The 17,084-nt window shown below is 74.2% G+C and carries 14 protein-coding genes; 12 read left to right on the top strand and 2 right to left on the bottom strand.

Translation table 11 applies throughout. From position 1 onward, the window contains the following. Positions 1-194: 194 nt before the first annotated feature. The 7 genes from ACFYZ3_RS14345 (at position 195) to ACFYZ3_RS14315 (ending at position 8,363) form a co-directional block, all read left to right on the top strand. A complete protein-coding gene (locus tag ACFYZ3_RS14345) occupies positions 195-2,591 on the top strand; it encodes an ATP-binding cassette domain-containing protein (protein WP_388516585.1) in 2,397 nt (798 codons plus the stop codon). Positions 2,592-2,658: 67 nt separating this feature from the next. After that, complete coding sequence (locus tag ACFYZ3_RS14340; protein WP_388516583.1) at positions 2,659-3,159, top strand: helix-turn-helix transcriptional regulator; 501 nt, start codon at positions 2,659-2,661, stop codon at positions 3,157-3,159. A gap of 5 nt (positions 3,160-3,164) precedes the next feature. Then, entirely contained in the window at positions 3,165-3,581 is a 417-nt protein-coding gene (locus ACFYZ3_RS14335; protein ID WP_361005245.1) for a VOC family protein, read from the top strand. 287 nt (positions 3,582-3,868) lie between these two features. Then, positions 3,869-4,669: an RNA polymerase sigma factor SigF gene (locus tag ACFYZ3_RS14330; protein ID WP_388516580.1), complete on the top strand. Its 801-nt coding sequence runs from the start codon at positions 3,869-3,871 to the stop codon at positions 4,667-4,669. A 139-nt stretch (positions 4,670-4,808) separates the two neighbouring features. Further along, positions 4,809-5,813 (top strand): hypothetical protein, encoded by a 1,005-nt coding sequence (locus tag ACFYZ3_RS14325; RefSeq protein ID WP_388516578.1) that lies wholly within the window; start codon positions 4,809-4,811, stop codon positions 5,811-5,813. A gap of 199 nt (positions 5,814-6,012) precedes the next feature. Then, complete coding sequence (locus tag ACFYZ3_RS14320; protein ID WP_388516575.1) at positions 6,013-7,326, top strand: aminotransferase class I/II-fold pyridoxal phosphate-dependent enzyme; 1,314 nt, start codon at positions 6,013-6,015, stop codon at positions 7,324-7,326. After that, positions 7,323-8,363 carry an MBL fold metallo-hydrolase gene (locus tag ACFYZ3_RS14315; protein WP_388516573.1) on the top strand — a complete coding sequence of 347 codons (1,041 nt, stop codon included), beginning with the start codon at positions 7,323-7,325 and terminating at the stop codon, positions 8,361-8,363. Before ACFYZ3_RS14320 ends, ACFYZ3_RS14315 begins: the two co-directional genes overlap by 4 nt. A gap of 37 nt (positions 8,364-8,400) precedes the next feature. Here the strand turns inward: ACFYZ3_RS14315 and ACFYZ3_RS14310 are convergent, their stop codons facing one another. After that, positions 8,401-9,027, bottom strand: coding sequence for a DedA family protein (locus ACFYZ3_RS14310; protein WP_388516570.1), 627 nt, complete (start codon positions 9,025-9,027; stop codon positions 8,401-8,403). Continuing rightward, a complete protein-coding gene (locus ACFYZ3_RS14305) occupies positions 9,024-9,797 on the bottom strand; it encodes an MBL fold metallo-hydrolase (protein ID WP_388516567.1) in 774 nt (257 codons plus the stop codon). The genes ACFYZ3_RS14310 and ACFYZ3_RS14305 overlap by 4 nt, the downstream gene beginning before the upstream one ends. A 94-nt stretch (positions 9,798-9,891) precedes the next feature. On the opposite strand from ACFYZ3_RS14305, the gene ACFYZ3_RS14300 reads away from it, so the two are divergent. From ACFYZ3_RS14300 to ACFYZ3_RS14280, 5 genes are all read left to right on the top strand, one after another. After that, positions 9,892-10,293 carry a hypothetical protein gene (locus ACFYZ3_RS14300; protein WP_388516865.1) on the top strand — a complete coding sequence of 134 codons (402 nt, stop codon included), beginning with the start codon at positions 9,892-9,894 and terminating at the stop codon, positions 10,291-10,293. Between the two features lie 116 nt (positions 10,294-10,409). Beyond that, entirely contained in the window at positions 10,410-12,554 is a 2,145-nt protein-coding gene (locus tag ACFYZ3_RS14295) for a phage holin family protein (protein ID WP_388516564.1), read from the top strand. Positions 12,555-12,635: 81 nt separating this feature from the next. After that, positions 12,636-14,060, top strand: coding sequence for an amino acid permease (locus ACFYZ3_RS14290; protein WP_388516561.1), 1,425 nt, complete (start codon positions 12,636-12,638; stop codon positions 14,058-14,060). Between the two features lie 81 nt (positions 14,061-14,141). Next, a complete protein-coding gene (locus ACFYZ3_RS14285) occupies positions 14,142-15,203 on the top strand; it encodes an ATP-binding protein (protein ID WP_388516558.1) in 1,062 nt (353 codons plus the stop codon). Beyond that, positions 15,200-17,011 (top strand): hypothetical protein, encoded by a 1,812-nt coding sequence (locus ACFYZ3_RS14280; protein WP_388516555.1) that lies wholly within the window; start codon positions 15,200-15,202, stop codon positions 17,009-17,011. The genes ACFYZ3_RS14285 and ACFYZ3_RS14280 overlap by 4 nt, the downstream gene beginning before the upstream one ends. Positions 17,012-17,084 lie beyond the last annotated feature (73 nt).

The following is a 17,084-nucleotide window of genomic DNA, read 5'->3' as shown; positions in this document are numbered from 1 at the left end:
CCTTAAGGGGTGCCGACCGCGTACCCGGACACCGCGGGCCGACACGGATTCAGCCGGACGGGTCCGCTCCGATTTCCGCGGTCCCTGAGCGGATCAGTAATCGAGAAGCGCGGGCCGCCGCGCGCCCTCTAGCGTGTGACCACCGAGGCACTGAGGGCGTCACCTTCACCGAGCCCCCGACAGATGGAGACACGATGAGCAGCGCCAAGAGGCCGGGCACCCAGAAAGCCGGGTCGCACGTCGCCGACAGCCACGATCTGATCCGTGTGCACGGCGCCCGCGAGAACAACCTCAAGGACGTCAGCGTCGACCTTCCCAAGCGCCGGCTGACCGTGTTCACCGGCGTCTCCGGCTCGGGCAAGAGCTCGCTGGTGTTCAACACGATCGCCGCCGAGTCGCAGCGGCTGATCAACGAGACCTACAGCGCCTTCGTCCAGGGCTTCATGCCCACCCTCGCCCGCCCCGAGGTCGACGTCCTGGACGGCCTCACCACCGCCATCATCGTGGACCAGCAGCGGATGGGCGCCGACCCCCGCTCCACCGTAGGCACCGCCACCGACGTCAACGCCATGCTGCGCATCCTCTTCAGCCGCCTCGGCGAGCCGCACATCGGCCCGCCCAGCGCCTACTCCTTCAACACCGCCTCGGTCCGGGCCAGCGGCGCGATCACCGTCGAGCGGGGCAACAAGAAGGCGGTCAGGGCGACCTTCCAGCGCACCGGCGGCATGTGCACGAACTGCGAGGGCCGGGGCACCGTCTCCGACATCGACCTCACCCAGCTCTACGACGACTCCAAGTCGCTCGCCGAGGGCGCTTTCACCATCCCCGGCTGGAAGTCGGACAGCCAGTGGACCGTGCAGGTGTACGCCCAGTCCGGCTTCGTCGACCCGGACAAGCCGATCCGCGAGTACACCGACAAGGAGCTGCGGGACTTCCTGTACGGCGAGCCGGTCAAGGTGAAGGTCAACGGCGTCAACCTCACCTACGAAGGCCTGATCCCCAAGATCCAGAAGTCCTTCCTGTCCAAGGACAAGGAGGCCATGCAGCCCCACATCAGGGCCTTCGTGGAGCGGGCCGTCACCTTCACCACCTGCCCCGAGTGCGAGGGCACCCGGCTCAGCGAGGGCGCCCGCTCGTCGAAGATCAAGAAGGTCAGCATCGCCGACGCCTGCGCGATGGAGATCCGGGACCTGGCCGAATGGGTTCGCGACCTCGACGAACCCTCGGTGGCGCCGCTGCTCACGGCCCTGCGGGACACCCTCGACTCCTTCGTGGAGATCGGCCTCGGCTACCTCTCCCTCGACCGGCCCGCGGGCACCCTGTCCGGCGGCGAGGCCCAGCGCGTCAAGATGATCCGCCACCTCGGCTCCTCGCTCACCGACACCACGTACGTCTTCGACGAGCCCACCGTCGGACTGCACCCGCACGACATCCAGCGGATGAACGACCTGCTGCTGCGCCTGCGGGACAAGGGCAACACGGTCCTCGTCGTCGAGCACAAGCCGGAGGCGATCGCGATCGCCGACCACGTGGTCGACCTCGGCCCCGGAGCCGGCGCCGCGGGCGGCACCGTCTGCTTCGAGGGCACCGTCGAGGAGCTGCGGGCAGCCGACACCGTCACCGGCCGCCACCTCGACGACCGGGCCGTCCTCAAGGAGTCGGTCCGCAAGCCCACCGGCGCCCTGGAGATCCGCGGCGCGCGGACGCACAACCTCCAGGGCGTCGACGTCGACGTCCCGCTCGGCGTGCTCTGCGTGGTCACCGGGGTGGCCGGCTCCGGCAAGAGCTCCCTGATCCACGGTTCGGTCCCGGGCGCCGCGGGGGCCGACGTCGTGTCGGTCGACCAGAGCCCCATCAAGGGCTCGCGGCGCAGCAACCCCGCGACGTACACCGGACTGCTGGACCCGATCCGCAAGGCCTTCGCCAAGGCCAACGGCGTGAAGCCGGCTCTCTTCAGCGCCAACTCCGAGGGCGCCTGCCCCACCTGCAACGGCGCCGGTGTCATCTACACCGACCTGGCCATGATGGCCGGCGTCGCCACGCCCTGCGAGGACTGCGAGGGCAAGCGGTTCCAGCCCGCCGTGCTGGAGTACCGCTTCGGCGGCCGGGACATCAGCGAGGTGCTCGCGATGTCCGTGGACCAGGCCGAGGAGTTCTTCGGCGCCGGGGCGGCACGCACCCCGGCCGCGCACAAGATCCTCCAGCGGCTCTCCGACGTCGGCCTCGGCTACCTCACCCTCGGCCAGCCGCTGACCACCCTGTCCGGCGGCGAGCGGCAGCGGCTCAAGCTGGCCACCCACATGGGCGAGAAGGGCGGCGTGTACATCCTGGACGAACCCACCACGGGACTGCACCTCGCCGACGTCGAGCAGCTGCTCGGCCTGCTCGACCGCCTCGTCGACGCCGGCAAGTCGGTCATCGTCATCGAGCACCACCAGGCCGTCATGGCGCACGCCGACTGGATCGTCGACCTCGGCCCCGGCGCCGGTCACGACGGCGGGCGGATCGTCTTCGAGGGCACCCCCGCCGACCTCGTCGCCGACCGCTCCACCCTCACCGGCGAGCACCTCGCCGCCTACGTCGGCGCCTGAGGGTGCCCCCTGCCCACGGCGCCGGAACCGCTACCGGCGGTGTCCGGTGCTGTGGGATCGTGGCCGGGTGACGACGCTGGAGGATCTGGCCCGGCTGCGCCGGGCCCGCGACCTGATGGACCGCGAGTACGCCGAGCCGCTCGACGTGCCGGCGCTGGCGCGTGTCGCCCTCATGTCGGCGGGCCACTTCTCCCGCAGCTTCCGCGCCGCCTACGGGGAGACGCCGTACAGCTACCTGATGACGCGCCGCATCGAGCGCGCCATGGCGCTGCTGCGGCGCGGCGACATGAGCGTCACCGAGGTCTGCTTCGCGGTCGGCTGTACCTCGCTGGGGTCGTTCAGCTCGCGGTTCACCGAACTGGTCGGCGAGAGCCCGAGCGCCTACCGGGACCGCGATCACGCCGACGGGGCCGCCCTTCCGGCCTGCGTCGCCAAGGTCTACACCCGGCCGGTCAGGAACGGCGAGCCGGTCAGGAGCGGGACGCCGGCCGGGAAGAGCGAGTCGGTCGGGAACGGCGAGTCGGTCAGGAACGGAGAAGCGACGCCCGCGCCGCCGCCCGTAGCGTGACGCGCATGGACATCAGCCTCTCGCAGTGCTTCATAGCCGTCGACGACCACGACCGGGCGCTCGCCTTCTACCGGGACGTCCTCGGCCTGGAGGTCCGGGGCGACGTCGGGTACGAGGGGATGCGGTGGGTGACCCTCGGCTCCCCGGCGCAGCCCGACGTGGACATCGTCCTCGAACCCCCGCTCGCGGACCCCAACGCCTCGGCCGCCGACAAGCAGGCGATGGCCGACCTGCTGGCCAAGGGCCACCTGCGCGGCGTCATCCTCACGACCGACGACGTCGACGCCACCTTCGAACACGTCCGCGCCGCGGGCGCCGAGGTCCTCCAGGAACCGGTCGACCAGCCCTACGGCGTCCGCGACTGCGCCTTCCGCGACCCGGCCGGCAACATGGTGCGTTTCCACCGCCCGCGCAAGGGCTGAGAAGCCGGGGGTTTGCCGCGGGGGACAGGGGGCATGCGCAAGGTCAGTGCTTCGGACAGGAGGCACGTCCGTGGGAGCGGCGCGACGCCGCCACGGATGCGTCCGTCCGGGGCCGGACGCCCTCCCACGGTGACCGCCCGACCAAGGGCCCCGTCGTCGTCACGGTGCCGCCGCCCCGCGAGCCGCAGGTCGCGAAACCTCCGGCCGCGATCCGCGGGGCCGCACCGACCGGGCTGCCGTCCGGTGCGACGACGGGACCCCGCGCTCCGAGGGAGTTGCGACGCACCATGCCGATCCACGCCAGTGTGCAGCACCCGCACGACGACGCCCCCGACACCGCCGACGCCTTCCGTCGGTTCGCCACCCTTCCCGACGGTCCCGAGCGCGACGCGCTGCGCGACCGGATCGTCGAGGCCTGGCTGCCCATGGCCGAACGGCTGGCGGGACGATTCCGCAGCCGCGGCGAGAGCTACGAGGACCTGCGCCAGGTCGCGGCCCTCGGCCTGGTCAAGGCCGTCGACCGGTACGAGCCCGAGCGCGGCAACGCCTTCGAGAGCTACGCCGTACCGACCATCACCGGCGAGATCAAGCGCCACTTCCGCGACCACATGTGGACCCTGCACGTGCCGCGCCGGGTCCAGGAACTGCGCAACCGCGTGCGCTTCGCCGGCCAGGACCTGTCCCAGACCATCCCGGGCCGCAGGCCCACCGTCGCCGAGATCGCCGAGCGCGCCGACCTGAGCGAGGAGGACGTCCGGGTGGGGCTCGAGGCGCTGGAGAGCTTCACCGCCCTGTCCCTGGACGCCGAACTCCCCGGCAGCGAGGACGGCTACTCGCTGGGCGACGCGCTCGGCGCCCCCGACCCGGCCCTCGACACGGTCGTCGACCGCGAGGCGGTCAAGGACCGGCTGGCCGCCCTGCCCCCGCGCGAGCGGGCCATCCTGTACATGCGGTTCTTCGACGACATGACCCAGAGCCGCATCGCCGAACAGCTGGGCATCTCCCAGATGCACGTCTCCCGCCTGATCACCCGCTGCTGCGACCGGGTGCGGGAGCAGGTCCTGCGGGATCCCGGTCCGGAGGCGTGAAACCTGGGACTCACCCGCCCGGACGCTCCGTTCGCGCGAACGGAGCACGGTGACGGGCGTCGCCGTGCCGGGCGGGCTGTGATGGCCGAGGGGCGCGAGTGCAGTGCCCCGCAAGCCGTCGCTCGAAGGAGCCCGCCCCATGCGCCGCACCGCCCGCGCCCTGTCCGTCGCCGTGCTGGCCAGTGCCGCCCTCGGTCTCTCCGCGGGGGTCGGCGCGGCCGACCCGGGTGTCCCGCCGTCCCCCTCCGAGGCGGGGGAGCCCGTCGTCCCTCCGCCCGCCGACGACTCGGCGGCCGTGCCCCCGCCGTCCGCCGAGGAGGCCCTGCCGCCGTCCTCCGGGCAAGCAGCCGCGCAGGTCAGCCCGGCGGACGCCGGCCCCGGCGACACCGTCACCGTCTCGGTCTCGTGCGGTCCGACCGGCGGGTCCGCGCCCGCGAGCCTCGACGCGACCTCGGCGGCGTTCGAGGAGGGCACCGTCGCGCTGCGCAAGGTGGCGGACGACGCGGGGACGGCGTCCGGGCCGGCCTACCGCGGCACCGCGCGCATAGCCGCCGCCGAGGACTTCGCGGCCGAGCGGCCCGCAGCGGGCAGCACCGACCCGGAGGGCACCACGGACCCGGAGGGCACCACCGACCCGGAGGGCACCACCGACCCGGAGGGCACCACGGACAGCGAGCCCTCGGCCGGGACCGAGGGCTGGGCCGAGACCGGCGACGCCGCCGCTGAGGCCGCCGACGACTGGACCGTCGACGGCGCCTGCCCGGACGCCTCGGGCGGCGAGGGCGGCGCCCCCTGGAGCGCGACCATGAGCGTGCCGGAGGAGAGCGGTGCAGGTGCCGGTGCCGCTCAGCCGGCGTGCCGGGAATCCACCGTTCCACGCGAGGGGACCTCCGCGCACGGCACGCCCTGCGCTCCCACCAAGCCCCCGTGCCCCGAACCCACCGCCTCGCGCGGTGCGGCGGCCAGCCCGGGCACGTCCTGCGGCGGCGCGACGGCGGAGCACGGGGTCCGTGCCGGTGCAGGCGGGACCTTCGGCGACTCGGTGCCCGCCCTGGCCGCGGGCGGCCTCCTGATCGCGGGCGCGTGCGGGGCGGCCGCACACCGGCTGCGGCTGCGCCTGCGCGGGGAGGACGGGGAGCGCTGACCCCGCGCGGGCGCCGGGCCGGCTGTGACGCGCGCAACCGGACCCGGAGCCTTGGCGGCGCCCCACGGTGGGTACTGGGACCAACGAGCGGCGAGCGAAGCAGACGACCGACGGGAACGGGAACGGGACCGACGGCAACGGGACCGACGGCACCAGGGCACGGCACGGACAGGCGGCACGGACCGCGCGGAGGTACGGCATGCGGCGCACGGACCCCGAGGGCCTGGCCACGGAACCCGGAGGCCACGAACCCGCAGGCCGCCCCGGCGCGGGCTCCGGTGCCGTGGGACACGGTCCCGTGCGTTACGGCCCGCACTTCCCCGACGACGGCCTGCCGGTGCTGCCCGAACTGTCCGCCGTGCTCGCCGCCGCCGCGGGCCGCGCACGCGGTGAACCGGCGGGCGGCGCCCCCGCCCTCCTGGACGCGGCGAGCGGCTACTGGGACCGGCGCGGCCTGACCACGGACGCCGGCCACCTCGCCGCCGCCCCCGGGGCGGGCGCCCTGCTCCTCGCGCTGACCGCCGCGCTGGGCGGCGACGTCCTGGTGCCCCGCCCCTGCGCCGCCTGGTGGGCACCGTACGCACGACTGCTGGGCCGACCCGTCTTCCACGTACCGACGCCGGCCGAGTCCGGCGGCGTACCGGACCCGTACGCCCTGCTGGAGACCGTCCGCCGGGTCCGCGCGGAGGGCGGCGATCCCCGCCTGCTGGTGCTGTCCGTCGCCGACGACCCCACCGGCACCGTCGCGCCGCCCGAGCTGCTGCACGAGACCGTCGAGGCCGCCACCGGCGAGGGCCTGCACCTGGTCAGCGACGAGACCTGGCGCGACACCCTGCACGACCCGCACGCCACAGTGCTCCTCAGCCCCGCCGAGATGCTGCCCGAGCGGGTCACCGTCGTCACCGACCTGGCCGGTGCGCTGCTCCCGCCGGCCTGGCCGGCCGCCGTGGCCCGCTTCCCCGCCTCCGCCGCCGGGAACGGACTGCACGCGCGCGTGCTGGACGTGCTCACCGCGCTGGGCGCCCGGGTGGCCGCCCCCGTCGCCGCCGCCGCCGGGTACGCGCTCGGCGAACCCGAGCCGGTCACCGCGCGGCGGGCGGCCGCCGTACGCCTGCACGCGCGCGTGGCCGCCGCCGCGCACGCGGCCGTCGTCGCCTCGGGTGCCACCGCCCGCCCCCCGCAGGCCGGCCGCCACCTCTACGCCGACCTCGGCCCGCTGCGTGACGCGCTCGGCGCCGAGGGCGTCGGCGACGCCCAGGAACTGGAGGACTACCTCACCGCCCGGCTCGGCCTGCCCGCCCCCGGCGGACACCGCTTCGGCGACGACCTGCCCGCCCTGCGCGTCCGGCTCGCCACCGGCCCCCTGCTCGACGCGGGCACCGACGAGCGGCGGGCGGCCTGCCTCCTGTCCCCGGACCCGTTGGAACTGCCACACGTACAACGCGCGTTGACCGCTCTGAAGTCGGTCTTCGACGGTCTCCGCGACGCTCAGCGATGGGAGCCCCCTCGATGACGCAGCAGCCCCGGTCGACCACGAGCACCCCCGCCTCCGCCAAGGACACCGCCGAGGCCGCCGCCCAGCCGCCGCTCGCCGCCCCCCGGCCGCCGGCCGAGCACCGGGTGTGGCCGCGGACCTTCCACGACCGGCTGACCGCACCGCTGCCCGGTCTGAAGGCCTTCGCGAGATTCGCCCGCGAGGGCGCGGTCAGACCCGGACCGGCCGGACTCGCCGACATCCCCCGGCTGCCCTGCGCCCCCGGCCCGCTGCCCCGGGTGGACGCGCGCACCGTCGCCGTCACCTGGGCCGGACACGCCAGCTGGGTGGTGCGGATCGGCGGCCTCACCGTGCTCACGGACCCGGTCTGGTCCCGCCGGATCCTCGGCACTCCGCCCCGGGTCACCCCCGTCGGCGTCCCCTGGAGCGCCCTGCCCCGCGTCGACGCCGTCGTCGTCAGCCACAACCACTACGACCACCTGGACGCCCCCACCCTGCGCAGACTCCCGCGCGACACCCCCGTCCTGGTGCCCGCCGGTCTCGGCCGCTGGTTCCACCGCCGCCGCTTCACCCGGGTCACCGAACTGGACTGGTGGGAGGCGACCGAGCTGAACGGGGTCCGGTTCGACTTCGTCCCGGCCCACCACTGGTCCAAGCGCACCCTCACCGACACCTGCCGCACCCTGTGGGGCGGCTGGGTGCTCACCGAGCCCGACGGCCGGCGCGTCTACTTCGCCGGTGACACCGGATACGGCCACTGGTTCACCCGGATCGGCCGCCGGTATCCCGGCATCGACCTCGCCCTGCTCCCCATCGGCGCCTACGACCCCCGCTGGTGGCTCAGCGACGTGCACTGCGATCCGGAGGAGGCGGTGCGGGCCGCCCAGGACGTCGGCGCGCGCCACATGGCGCCGATGCACTGGGGCACGTTCGTGCTCTCCGCGGAGCCGGTGCTGGAACCCCTCACCCGCGTACGCGCCGCCTGGCAGCGGGCGGGCCTGCCCCGTGAACGCCTGTGGGACCTGCCGATCGGCGCCTCCCGCGTGCTGGAGTGACGCTCCCCGCCCCCAGTGCCCGCCGACCGCCGGACGCCTACGCCTTCGCCGGGCCCCGGAACCGCCGCCACATCCCCGGCGCCACGCTGACCAGCACGGTCAGTGCGATCGCCGCGGCCACGCCCTCCCACGGCTTGCTGAACAGGGCACCGCTGAGGATCCCGATCAGCTGGTACGTCACCGCCCAGGCCAGACAGGCCGGCAGGTTGCCCCGGGCGAAGCGGCGCAGCGGCCACTCGGCCAGCAGACAGGCCAGCATCACCGGTATCCGGCCCGCCGGCACCAGCCGGGAGAGCACCAGCACCGCGACGTCGTGCTCGGCGAGCTTGTCCTGCGCCTGCTCCAGCCGGTCCTCCGGCGCCCGGGACCGGATCGCCTCCAGCCAGCGCGAGCCGTTCTTCGAGCCCACCCCGCGCCGGCCCAGCCAGTACAGCGCCATGTCCCCGCAGAACGCGGCCAGCGACGCCGTCGCGAACACCATCAGCATGGCGAACGGCAGCGTCTGGTGCATCGCCACCACCGCCGCCGAACTCACCAGCGCCCCCGTCGGCACCACCGGCACCAGGGCCCCGATCAGGACCAGCAGGAACAGCGACGGGTAGCCGAGCGCCTGCTGCGTCGGCTCCGTCGGTATGTCCAGCGTCGCGGCCGCCAGCCAGCTCACCGCGCGACCTCCACCCGCACACTCTCGCCGTGCCCCAGCCGGTGCACCGCCACGCCCGGCGCGCGCAGCGCCGACAGGCGCACGAACTCCTCGCCCGGCGTGTGGAACTCGTGGGGGCGCACGGCGTCCATCCCGATCGGCCAGTACGTGCCGTAGTGCACCGGCACCGCCGTGCGCGGCGCCAGCCGGGCCAGCGCCTCGGCCGCCCGTCCCGCGTCCAGGTGCTCCGCGCCCAGGTAGGGGCCCCAGCCGCCCACCGGCAGCAGTGCCACGTCGACCGGCCCGACCTCCCGCTCCATGCCGTCGAACAGACCGGTGTCCCCGGCGAAGTACGTCCGCGCCTCGCCCTCGACGACGTAGCCGAGCGCGGGGGCGCGGTGCCGCCCGACCGGCAGGCGCCGCCCGTCGTGCCGCGCGGAGACCGCCCGTACGCGCAGGTCACCGACGGTCGTCTCGTCACCCGGCGCCACCTCGGTCAGCTCCAGGTGCCCGAGCCGCCGCAGCCCCGGCACCGCCCGGCGTGCGCCCCGGGGCACGAGCAGGCGCGTGCCCGGCGCGAGCCGCGCGAGCGACGGCACATGCAGGTGGTCGGCGTGCAGATGGGAGACCAGCGCCACGTCCGCGCGCCACGCCTCGGGCGGCGGCACCGCGCCCCGCCTGCGACGCAGATGGGCCAGCCGGCGGACGAACAGGGGATCGGTGAGCACGCGGATGCCCGAATCCTCGACCGTGCAGGTGGCGTGACCCCACCACGTGAGCTCCACCGGCACTCCTTTGCCTCCTTCGCGCGACTCCCCGAAGCCTACGTCCAGGAGTAGGGTCGGCGGCGAAAACGGGAGGTGACGGGAGGTGAGGGGGGACACCATGGGGCCGGTGCGGGTGACGGCGATCGCGAGTCTGACGCCATTGGAACAGCTGGACGACGACCCCTTCCTGGTGGACTCCCGCAGCCAGCACGCCATGTGCGCCCGCTGGGCCGCGGAGCACGGCTACGTCGTCGCCAGACAGCTGCTGGTGCGCGGTCTGCGGCCCGACCACGACGCCCTGTGGGACGGAGTGCGCCCCGGGCAGGACCTGTTCGTGGCGCCCAGCCGCCGGGTGCTGGAGAGCGCGCTGTCCTCCGTCGACGACTTCAGCGCGGAGTGTGCGCGGCGCGGCGTCCGCGTCGAGACCGTCGGCCGCGCGGAACCGTCCTACGACGCCCGGATGAAGGCGTGCGTGCACCGCAGACTGTCGATGCCGACGGCCGGGTACGACGGCCGCTGACCCCCGCCGCGGGGTGTGAACCGGACCCGGGGGGACAAACGGGCACTCCGGAGCGTTGTGGCAGGGTGGGGAAGGCCCGCACGGACGACGGGCCGGGGACGTGAGGTGTGCGGAGCGTGGGTGGAGGGCGTTGGCGCCGGGTCGCCAGTCAGGTCGGGCGGAGTGTCACGGTGTGGGCCGTGTCCACCCTCACCATGCTCGTGCTCGCCGGGATCCTGCCGGACTTCCGGCTCCAGTCGCCCGACGGGGACAGCGCGACCGACATCGCCATGACCGCCGCGGTCGGCGCCGGTGCCTTCGGCCTGCTCTCCGCCCTGGTCTGGCCGCTCATGGTCCGCCTGCTGCTCCTGGTGCCGGCGCTCGTCCTCGGCCTGCTGGTCTTCTTCCTCAACGGCGGGCTGCTGCTCCTCGCGATCGACGTGAACCCGGCGGGGCGCGGAGGCGTCGCCCCCGAGACTGCGGTCGTGGTGGCCGCCGTCATGTCCGCCGTCGCCTCGGCCACCGGCGGCGCCCTGGCCGTGCGCGACGACGACGCCTACCGGCGCCGCCTCTACCGCCTCGCCGACCGCCGCCGCAGATCGGGACCGCCCTGCCCGGCCGGCCCCGGCACCGTCTTCCTCCAGCTGGACGGCGTCGGCCACGACGTCCTGCTCGACGCCGTCGACCGCGGCGCCATGCCCACCGTCGCACGCTGGCTCGGCCGCGACGGCGCCTCGGCCACCCACCGGCTCGCCGAGTGGCGCACCGACTGGTCCAGCCAGACCGGCGCCAGCCAGCTCGGCATCCTGCACGGCAGCAACCACGACGTCCCCGCCTTCCGCTGGTACGAGAAGGACAGCGGCGAGGTCATGGTCTGCAACCGCCCGACCAGCGCCGCCGAACTCCAGTACCGCGCCGTGCGGCGCACCGGCGACGGCGGACTGCTCAGCCTCGACGGCGCCAGCCGCGGCAACCTGTTCGGCGGCGGCGCCGACGAACAGGCCCTCGTGCTGTCCATAGCCACCCGCCGCCGCAGCCGCGAGACCCGCTCCAGATCCGGCTACTTCGCCTACTTCTCCGACCCGGCCAACGCCGTGCGCACCGCGATGTCCTTCGTCGCCGAGGTGTGCCGGGAGATCGGCCAGTCCACCCGCGCCCGCGTCCACAAGGTCCGCCCGCGGGTCTCCCGCGGCGGCCTCTACCCCTTCGTGCGCGCCTTCGCGACCGTCGTCGAACGCGACGTCGTCGTCGCCGCGGTCATGGGCGACATGCTGGCCGGCCGTACCGCCGTCTACGCCGACCTGGTGGCCTACGACGAGGTCGCGCACCACTCCGGGCCGGGCGGCCGGGACGCCGCCAAGGTCCTCCAGCGGCTCGACCGGTCCCTCGCCCTGGTCGAGAAGGTCGCCGAGCACGCCCCCCGCTCGTACCGGATCGTGCTCCTGTCCGACCACGGCCAGAGCCCCGGCGAGACCTTCCGCGCCCGCTACGGCCTGACCCTCGCCGACCTGGTGCGGGCGGGCTGCGGGCTGCCCGTGCCGCGCAGCGCCCGGCGCACCCGCAGCGGCGCCGAGGCGCGCAACACCGTACGGGCCGCCCTGCACCGCCCGGTCGAGGAGGGCGCCGAGCAGCAGCGGCCCGCCGACACCCCCACCGGACGCCGCTCCGAGCCGATCGTGCTGGCCTCCGGCAACCTGGGCCTGGTCTCCTTCCCGGACGTGCCGCACCGGATGACCCGCGAGGAGATCGACGCCCGCCACCCCGCCCTGCTGCCGACCCTCGCCAACCACCCCGGCATCGGCTTCCTGCTGGTGCGCAGCGAGGAACACGGCGGTGTCGTGCTCGGCGCGCGCGGCGCCGAGGTGCCCCTGGACCGGCTCGACGAGGACCCCGGGCCGCTCGCCCCGTTCGGCCCCGGTGCCGCCGACGCCGTACGCCGAACGCACTCCTTCCCGCACACCGCCGACATCATGGTCAACTCCTTCCACGACCCGGCCGACGGCGAGGTCCTCGCCTTCGAGGAGCAGATCGGCTCGCACGGCGGACTCGGCGGCGCCCAGTCGCGCGCCTTCCTGCTGTCGCCGGTCGTCCTGTCCGCGCCGGTGGCCGGGGACGCGGAGATCGTCGGCGCCGAACACGTCCACCGGGTGCTGCGCCGCTGGCTGCGCGAGTCGAACGGCCCGCAGGTGCCCGTGGACCCGGTGGACGTTTCACGGCCGAACGTCGCGGACGGCGCACCTTTTCCCGTCGCGGACGGGTTCGTACAGGACAAAAGCGCCTGATTTGGAGCGGTGCCGCACCGTGCCCGACCATGGGCGCGTCCGGTGATCCCGGACCCCGTTCCATGAGAGGCGCACCACCCCATGCACGTCACCGGGACCGTCCCCCCACCGGCTCCGGAACCGCAGGCGACCCCCGCGGCCCCCGACCCCACCGCTCCCACCGACCCCACCCCCGGCAACGGAAGGCACGCCCGCCGCTTCGGCCTTCCCGTCGCCACCGCCCTGGTCATGGGCAACATCATCGGCGGCGGCATCTTCCTGCTCCCGGCCTCCGTCGCGCCCTTCGGCACCATCAGCCTGCTGGCCTTCGGCGTCCTGACCGTCGGCGCCATCGCGCTCGCGCTGGTCTTCGGCCGCCTCGCCGCCCGCGACCCGCGCACCGGAGGCCCCTACGTCTACGCCCGTGAGGCCTTCGGCGACTTCGCCGGGTTCCTCGCCGCCTGGGCGTACTGGATCACCACCTGGGTGTCCAACGCGGCCCTCGCCGTCGCCGCCGTCGGCTACCTCGACGTCCTGGTCCCGGTGAACGACCACCGCTGGACCGCGTGCCTGGCCGCACTCGTCATCCAGTGGCTGCCCGCCCTCGCCAACTTCGCCGGCACCCGCTGGGTCGGCGCCGTCCAGCTGGTCTCCACCGTGCTGAAGTTCGCGCCGCTGCTGCTCGTCGCGGTCGGCGGGCTGTTCTTCTTCGACGCCGACAACCTCGGCCCGTTCAACGCGAGCGGCTCCAGCGGCATCGGCGCGGTCTCCGCCGCCGCCGCGATCCTGCTCTTCTCCTACCTCGGCGTGGAATCCGCCGCGGTCAGCGCGGGCGAGGTCAAGGACCCCCGCCGCACCGTCGGCCGCGCCACGGTCATCGGCACCGCGGGCGCCGCCCTCGTCTACCTGCTCGGCACCCTCTCGGTCTTCGGCACCGTCGCCCACGACCGCCTGGTCACCTCGGACGCCCCCTTCTCGGACGCCGTGAACGCCATGTTCGGCGGCGCCTGGGGCGGCTGGGCCGTCGCGCTGGCCGCCCTGGTCTCGATGACCGGCTGCCTCAACGGCTGGACCCTGCTCAGCGCCCAGACCCCGTACGCGGCGGCCAAGGACGGTCTCTTCCCGGCCGCGTTCGCGCGCAAGCGGCGCGGCGTGCCCACCGTGGGCGTCGGCGTCACCGTCGTCCTCGCCTCCCTCCTCACCGTCTACAACTACACGTCCGGCTCGGCGAAGGTCTTCGAGGTCCTGGTCCTCGTCACCACCTTCACCGCGACCGTGCCGTACCTGCTGGCCACGGCCGCCCAGCTCTTCCACCTGGTCTCCGGACAGGGCGAGAAGGTCGACCGGGGGCGCCTGGCGCGGGACGGCGTGATCGCGGCGGTCGCGTCGGTCTTCTCCCTGTGGCTGGTCGCGGGCGCCGGTTACGCGGCGGTCTACCAGGGCGTGCTGTTCCTCTTCGCGGGCGTGCTCGTGTACGCGGTGATGGCGGCCCGCAGGCGGCGCGCGGAGGGACCCGGCGCGCCGTAATTCGGCTGCGCCGGGACACGGAGGACACGCACACTGGGCCGGACACCCTCCCGACCCCCTCTTCCGCCAAGGAGCCCCTGCGTGCAGGCAGCCGTCACCGTCACTCCCGCCCGCCTCCCGGAACTGCTGCTCGGCCTCGCCACCGTGCGGCCGGTCTTCCTGTGGGGCGCACCCGGCATCGGCAAGTCCTCCCTGGTGAGGAACTTCGCCGACTCGCTGGGCCTGGAGTGCGTGAGCCTGCTCGGCACCCAGCTCGCGCCGGAGGACCTGATCGGCGTCCCGCAGATCCGGGACGGCCGCTCGGTGTTCTGCCCGCCGGAGTCCATCGCCCGCGACGAGCCGTACTGCCTCTTCCTGGACGAGCTGAACGCGGCCACACCGGACGTGCAGAAGGCGTTCTACTCCCTCATCCTGGACCGCCGCATCGGCACCTACGAACTCCCCAAGGGCTCCATCGTCATCGGCGCCGGAAACCGCGCCACCGACAACGCGCTCGCCCGCCCCATCGCCTCCGCGCTGGTCAACCGCCTCACCCACGTCCACCTGGACGCCTCCGCCAAGGACTGGCTCGTCTGGGCCGGCGAGAACGGCATCCACCCGTGGATCACCGACCACCTCACCGACCGCCCCGACCACCTGTGGTCCAAGCCGCCCAAGACCGAGGAGCCGTTCTCCACCCCGCGCTCCTGGCACATGCTCTCCGACGCCCTGCACTCCTTCGGCCAGGACCTCGACGAGGAGACCCTGAAGGTCCTCGCGCACGGCACGCTCACCCCGGCCCACGCGACCGCCTTCTGCGGCTACGTCAAGATCGTCCGCAGCCGCTTCGGCATCGAGGCGATCCTCAAGGGCGAGGCCCGCTGGCCCAGCGGCCTCCAGGACCGCGACCTGCTCTACTACCTCGCCGAGTCCTTCCGCGGCCGCCTGGTCAAGGAACTGCCCGCGAGCAAGGAGCACATGTCGGCGAACGGCCGCCAGACCGCGTACCGCGCCAAGTCGCTGCTCGTGCAGCTCGCCGAGATCTCCGTCGAGGTCGCCCAGAGCGTCATCGCCTCCGACGCCGACGGCAACCCGCTGCTGCCCGCCTGGTTCCTCGTCGAGGCCGCCCGCGACATGCCGCGGCTGGTGGAGGCCCGCCGGTGAGCCGCACCCGCAAGCAGAAGCAGCAGCAGAAGAAGAAGAAGGACCCGGCCGCCGAGGACTGCGCCAAGGGCGTGCAGCTGGCGTGGGCCAACCCGGCACTCGCGGCCATGGAGGTCAAGCTGTGCCGGGAGGAGGAGTGCAAGGTCGCGCCCCGCCAGGGTCTGGCCCGGGTCGACTCCGACGGCCGGGTCCACCTGAACCCCACCCGTCACGCCGAGCCCGCCGACTGGGCCTGGTCCCTCGCCCACGCCCTGATCCACCTCGGCTTCGGTCACGTACCCGCGGCCCACGGCGAGCGGGTCCAGCCCGACCGGTACGACCTCGCCGCCCGCTGCGCCGTCGTCAACCGCTTCCTTCAGACCTTCCCGGTCGGCCGCACCCCGGACCACCTGCCGCCGACGTACCCCGACGGCGACGAGGAGCGCATCGCCGCCGCCTGGCGCCGCGAGGGCGGCATCCCCGTCGCCTACGAGCGCTGCGGCACCGCCGGCGGCGACCCCGACCAGGTGCTCGTCCCCTGGGACGCCTGGAACCCGCAGGTCCCCGACTGGCAGCTGGCCTTCGCCCATGCCCTGACCCGCACCATGTCCACCGCCCTCGACCTCGCGGGCGGCCGCCGCGACGCCATGCTCGGCGGACCCACCCGACTTCAGCCCTGGCAGCGGGCCCTGAGCTGGTTCGTCTCCTCCTACCCGCTGCTCGGCGGCATCGCGTCGGGCATCACCCTCGTCGCCGACGCCGAACTCGCCCGTGCCCACGGCATTTCCGTCGCCGCCGTCAACGCCGAGGCGGGGGAGATCTACGTCAATCCCCTGCGCCGCTACGACGACGAGGAATGGCGCTTCATCCTCGCCCACGAGATGCTGCACGCCGCCCTGCGCCACGGCGACCGCTGCGGCACCCGCGACCCGTTCCTGTTCAACGTGGCCTGCGACTATGTCATCAACGGCTGGCTCGTCGAGATGCAGGTCGGCACCATGCCCGAAGGCCTGCTGCACGACCCGGAGCTGGCCGGACTCTCCGCAGAGGAGGTCTACGACCGCATCGCCGGAGACCTGCGCCGCATCCGCCGCCTGTCCACCCCGCGCGGCAAGGGCGTCGGCGACGTCCTCGGCGGCCCGCTCGGCTCCCCCCGCGACCACGTCGACCTCGACGGCTTCTACCGCCGGGGCCTGGCCCAGGGCTTCGACCTGCACCAGCAGCAGGGGCGCGGCTTCCTGCCCGGCGGCCTGGTCGAGGAGATCCGCGCCCTCAGCCACCCGCCACTGCCCTGGGACGCCCGCCTCGCCCGCTGGTTCGACGAGTACGTGCCCCGCCCCGAGCCGGTCCGGTCCTACGCCCGCCCCTCGCGGCGTCAGGCAGCCACCCCCGACATCCCGCGCGCGGGACGGTACTTCCCCCCGGAGGAGATCGCCCGCTGCACCTTCGGCGTCGTCCTGGACACCTCCGGCTCCATGGACCGCACCCTGCTCGGCAAGGCGCTCGGCGCGATCGCCTCCTACGCCGAGGCCCGCGACGTGCCCGCCGCCAGGGTCGTGTTCTGCGACGCCGCGCCGCACGACGCCGGGTACCTCCCGGTGACGGACATCGCCGGGAGGGTGCGGGTGCACGGCCGGGGCGGCACCGTTCTCCAGCCCGGCATCGACCTGCTGCTGCGCGCCGAGGACTTCCCGCCCACCGCGCCGGTCCTCGTCGTCACCGACGGCTGGTGCGACGTCCTGCGGGTGCGGCGCGAGCACGCCTACCTGATCCCGCAGGGCGCGCGGCTGCCGTTCACGGCCCGAGGGCCGGTCTTCCGGGTGAGCTGAGCCGGAGTGTGATCGGATGGGGGGTGGGAGCCCGGCCGCCGGTCTCCCACCGCCCAGCTCCAGCAAGAGAATT

It is taken from the genome of Streptomyces sp. NPDC001599 (assembly GCF_042893535.1).
GTDB lineage: Bacteria > Actinomycetota > Actinomycetes > Streptomycetales > Streptomycetaceae > Streptomyces.
This window is presented reverse-complemented; position numbering and strand designations above follow the sequence as displayed.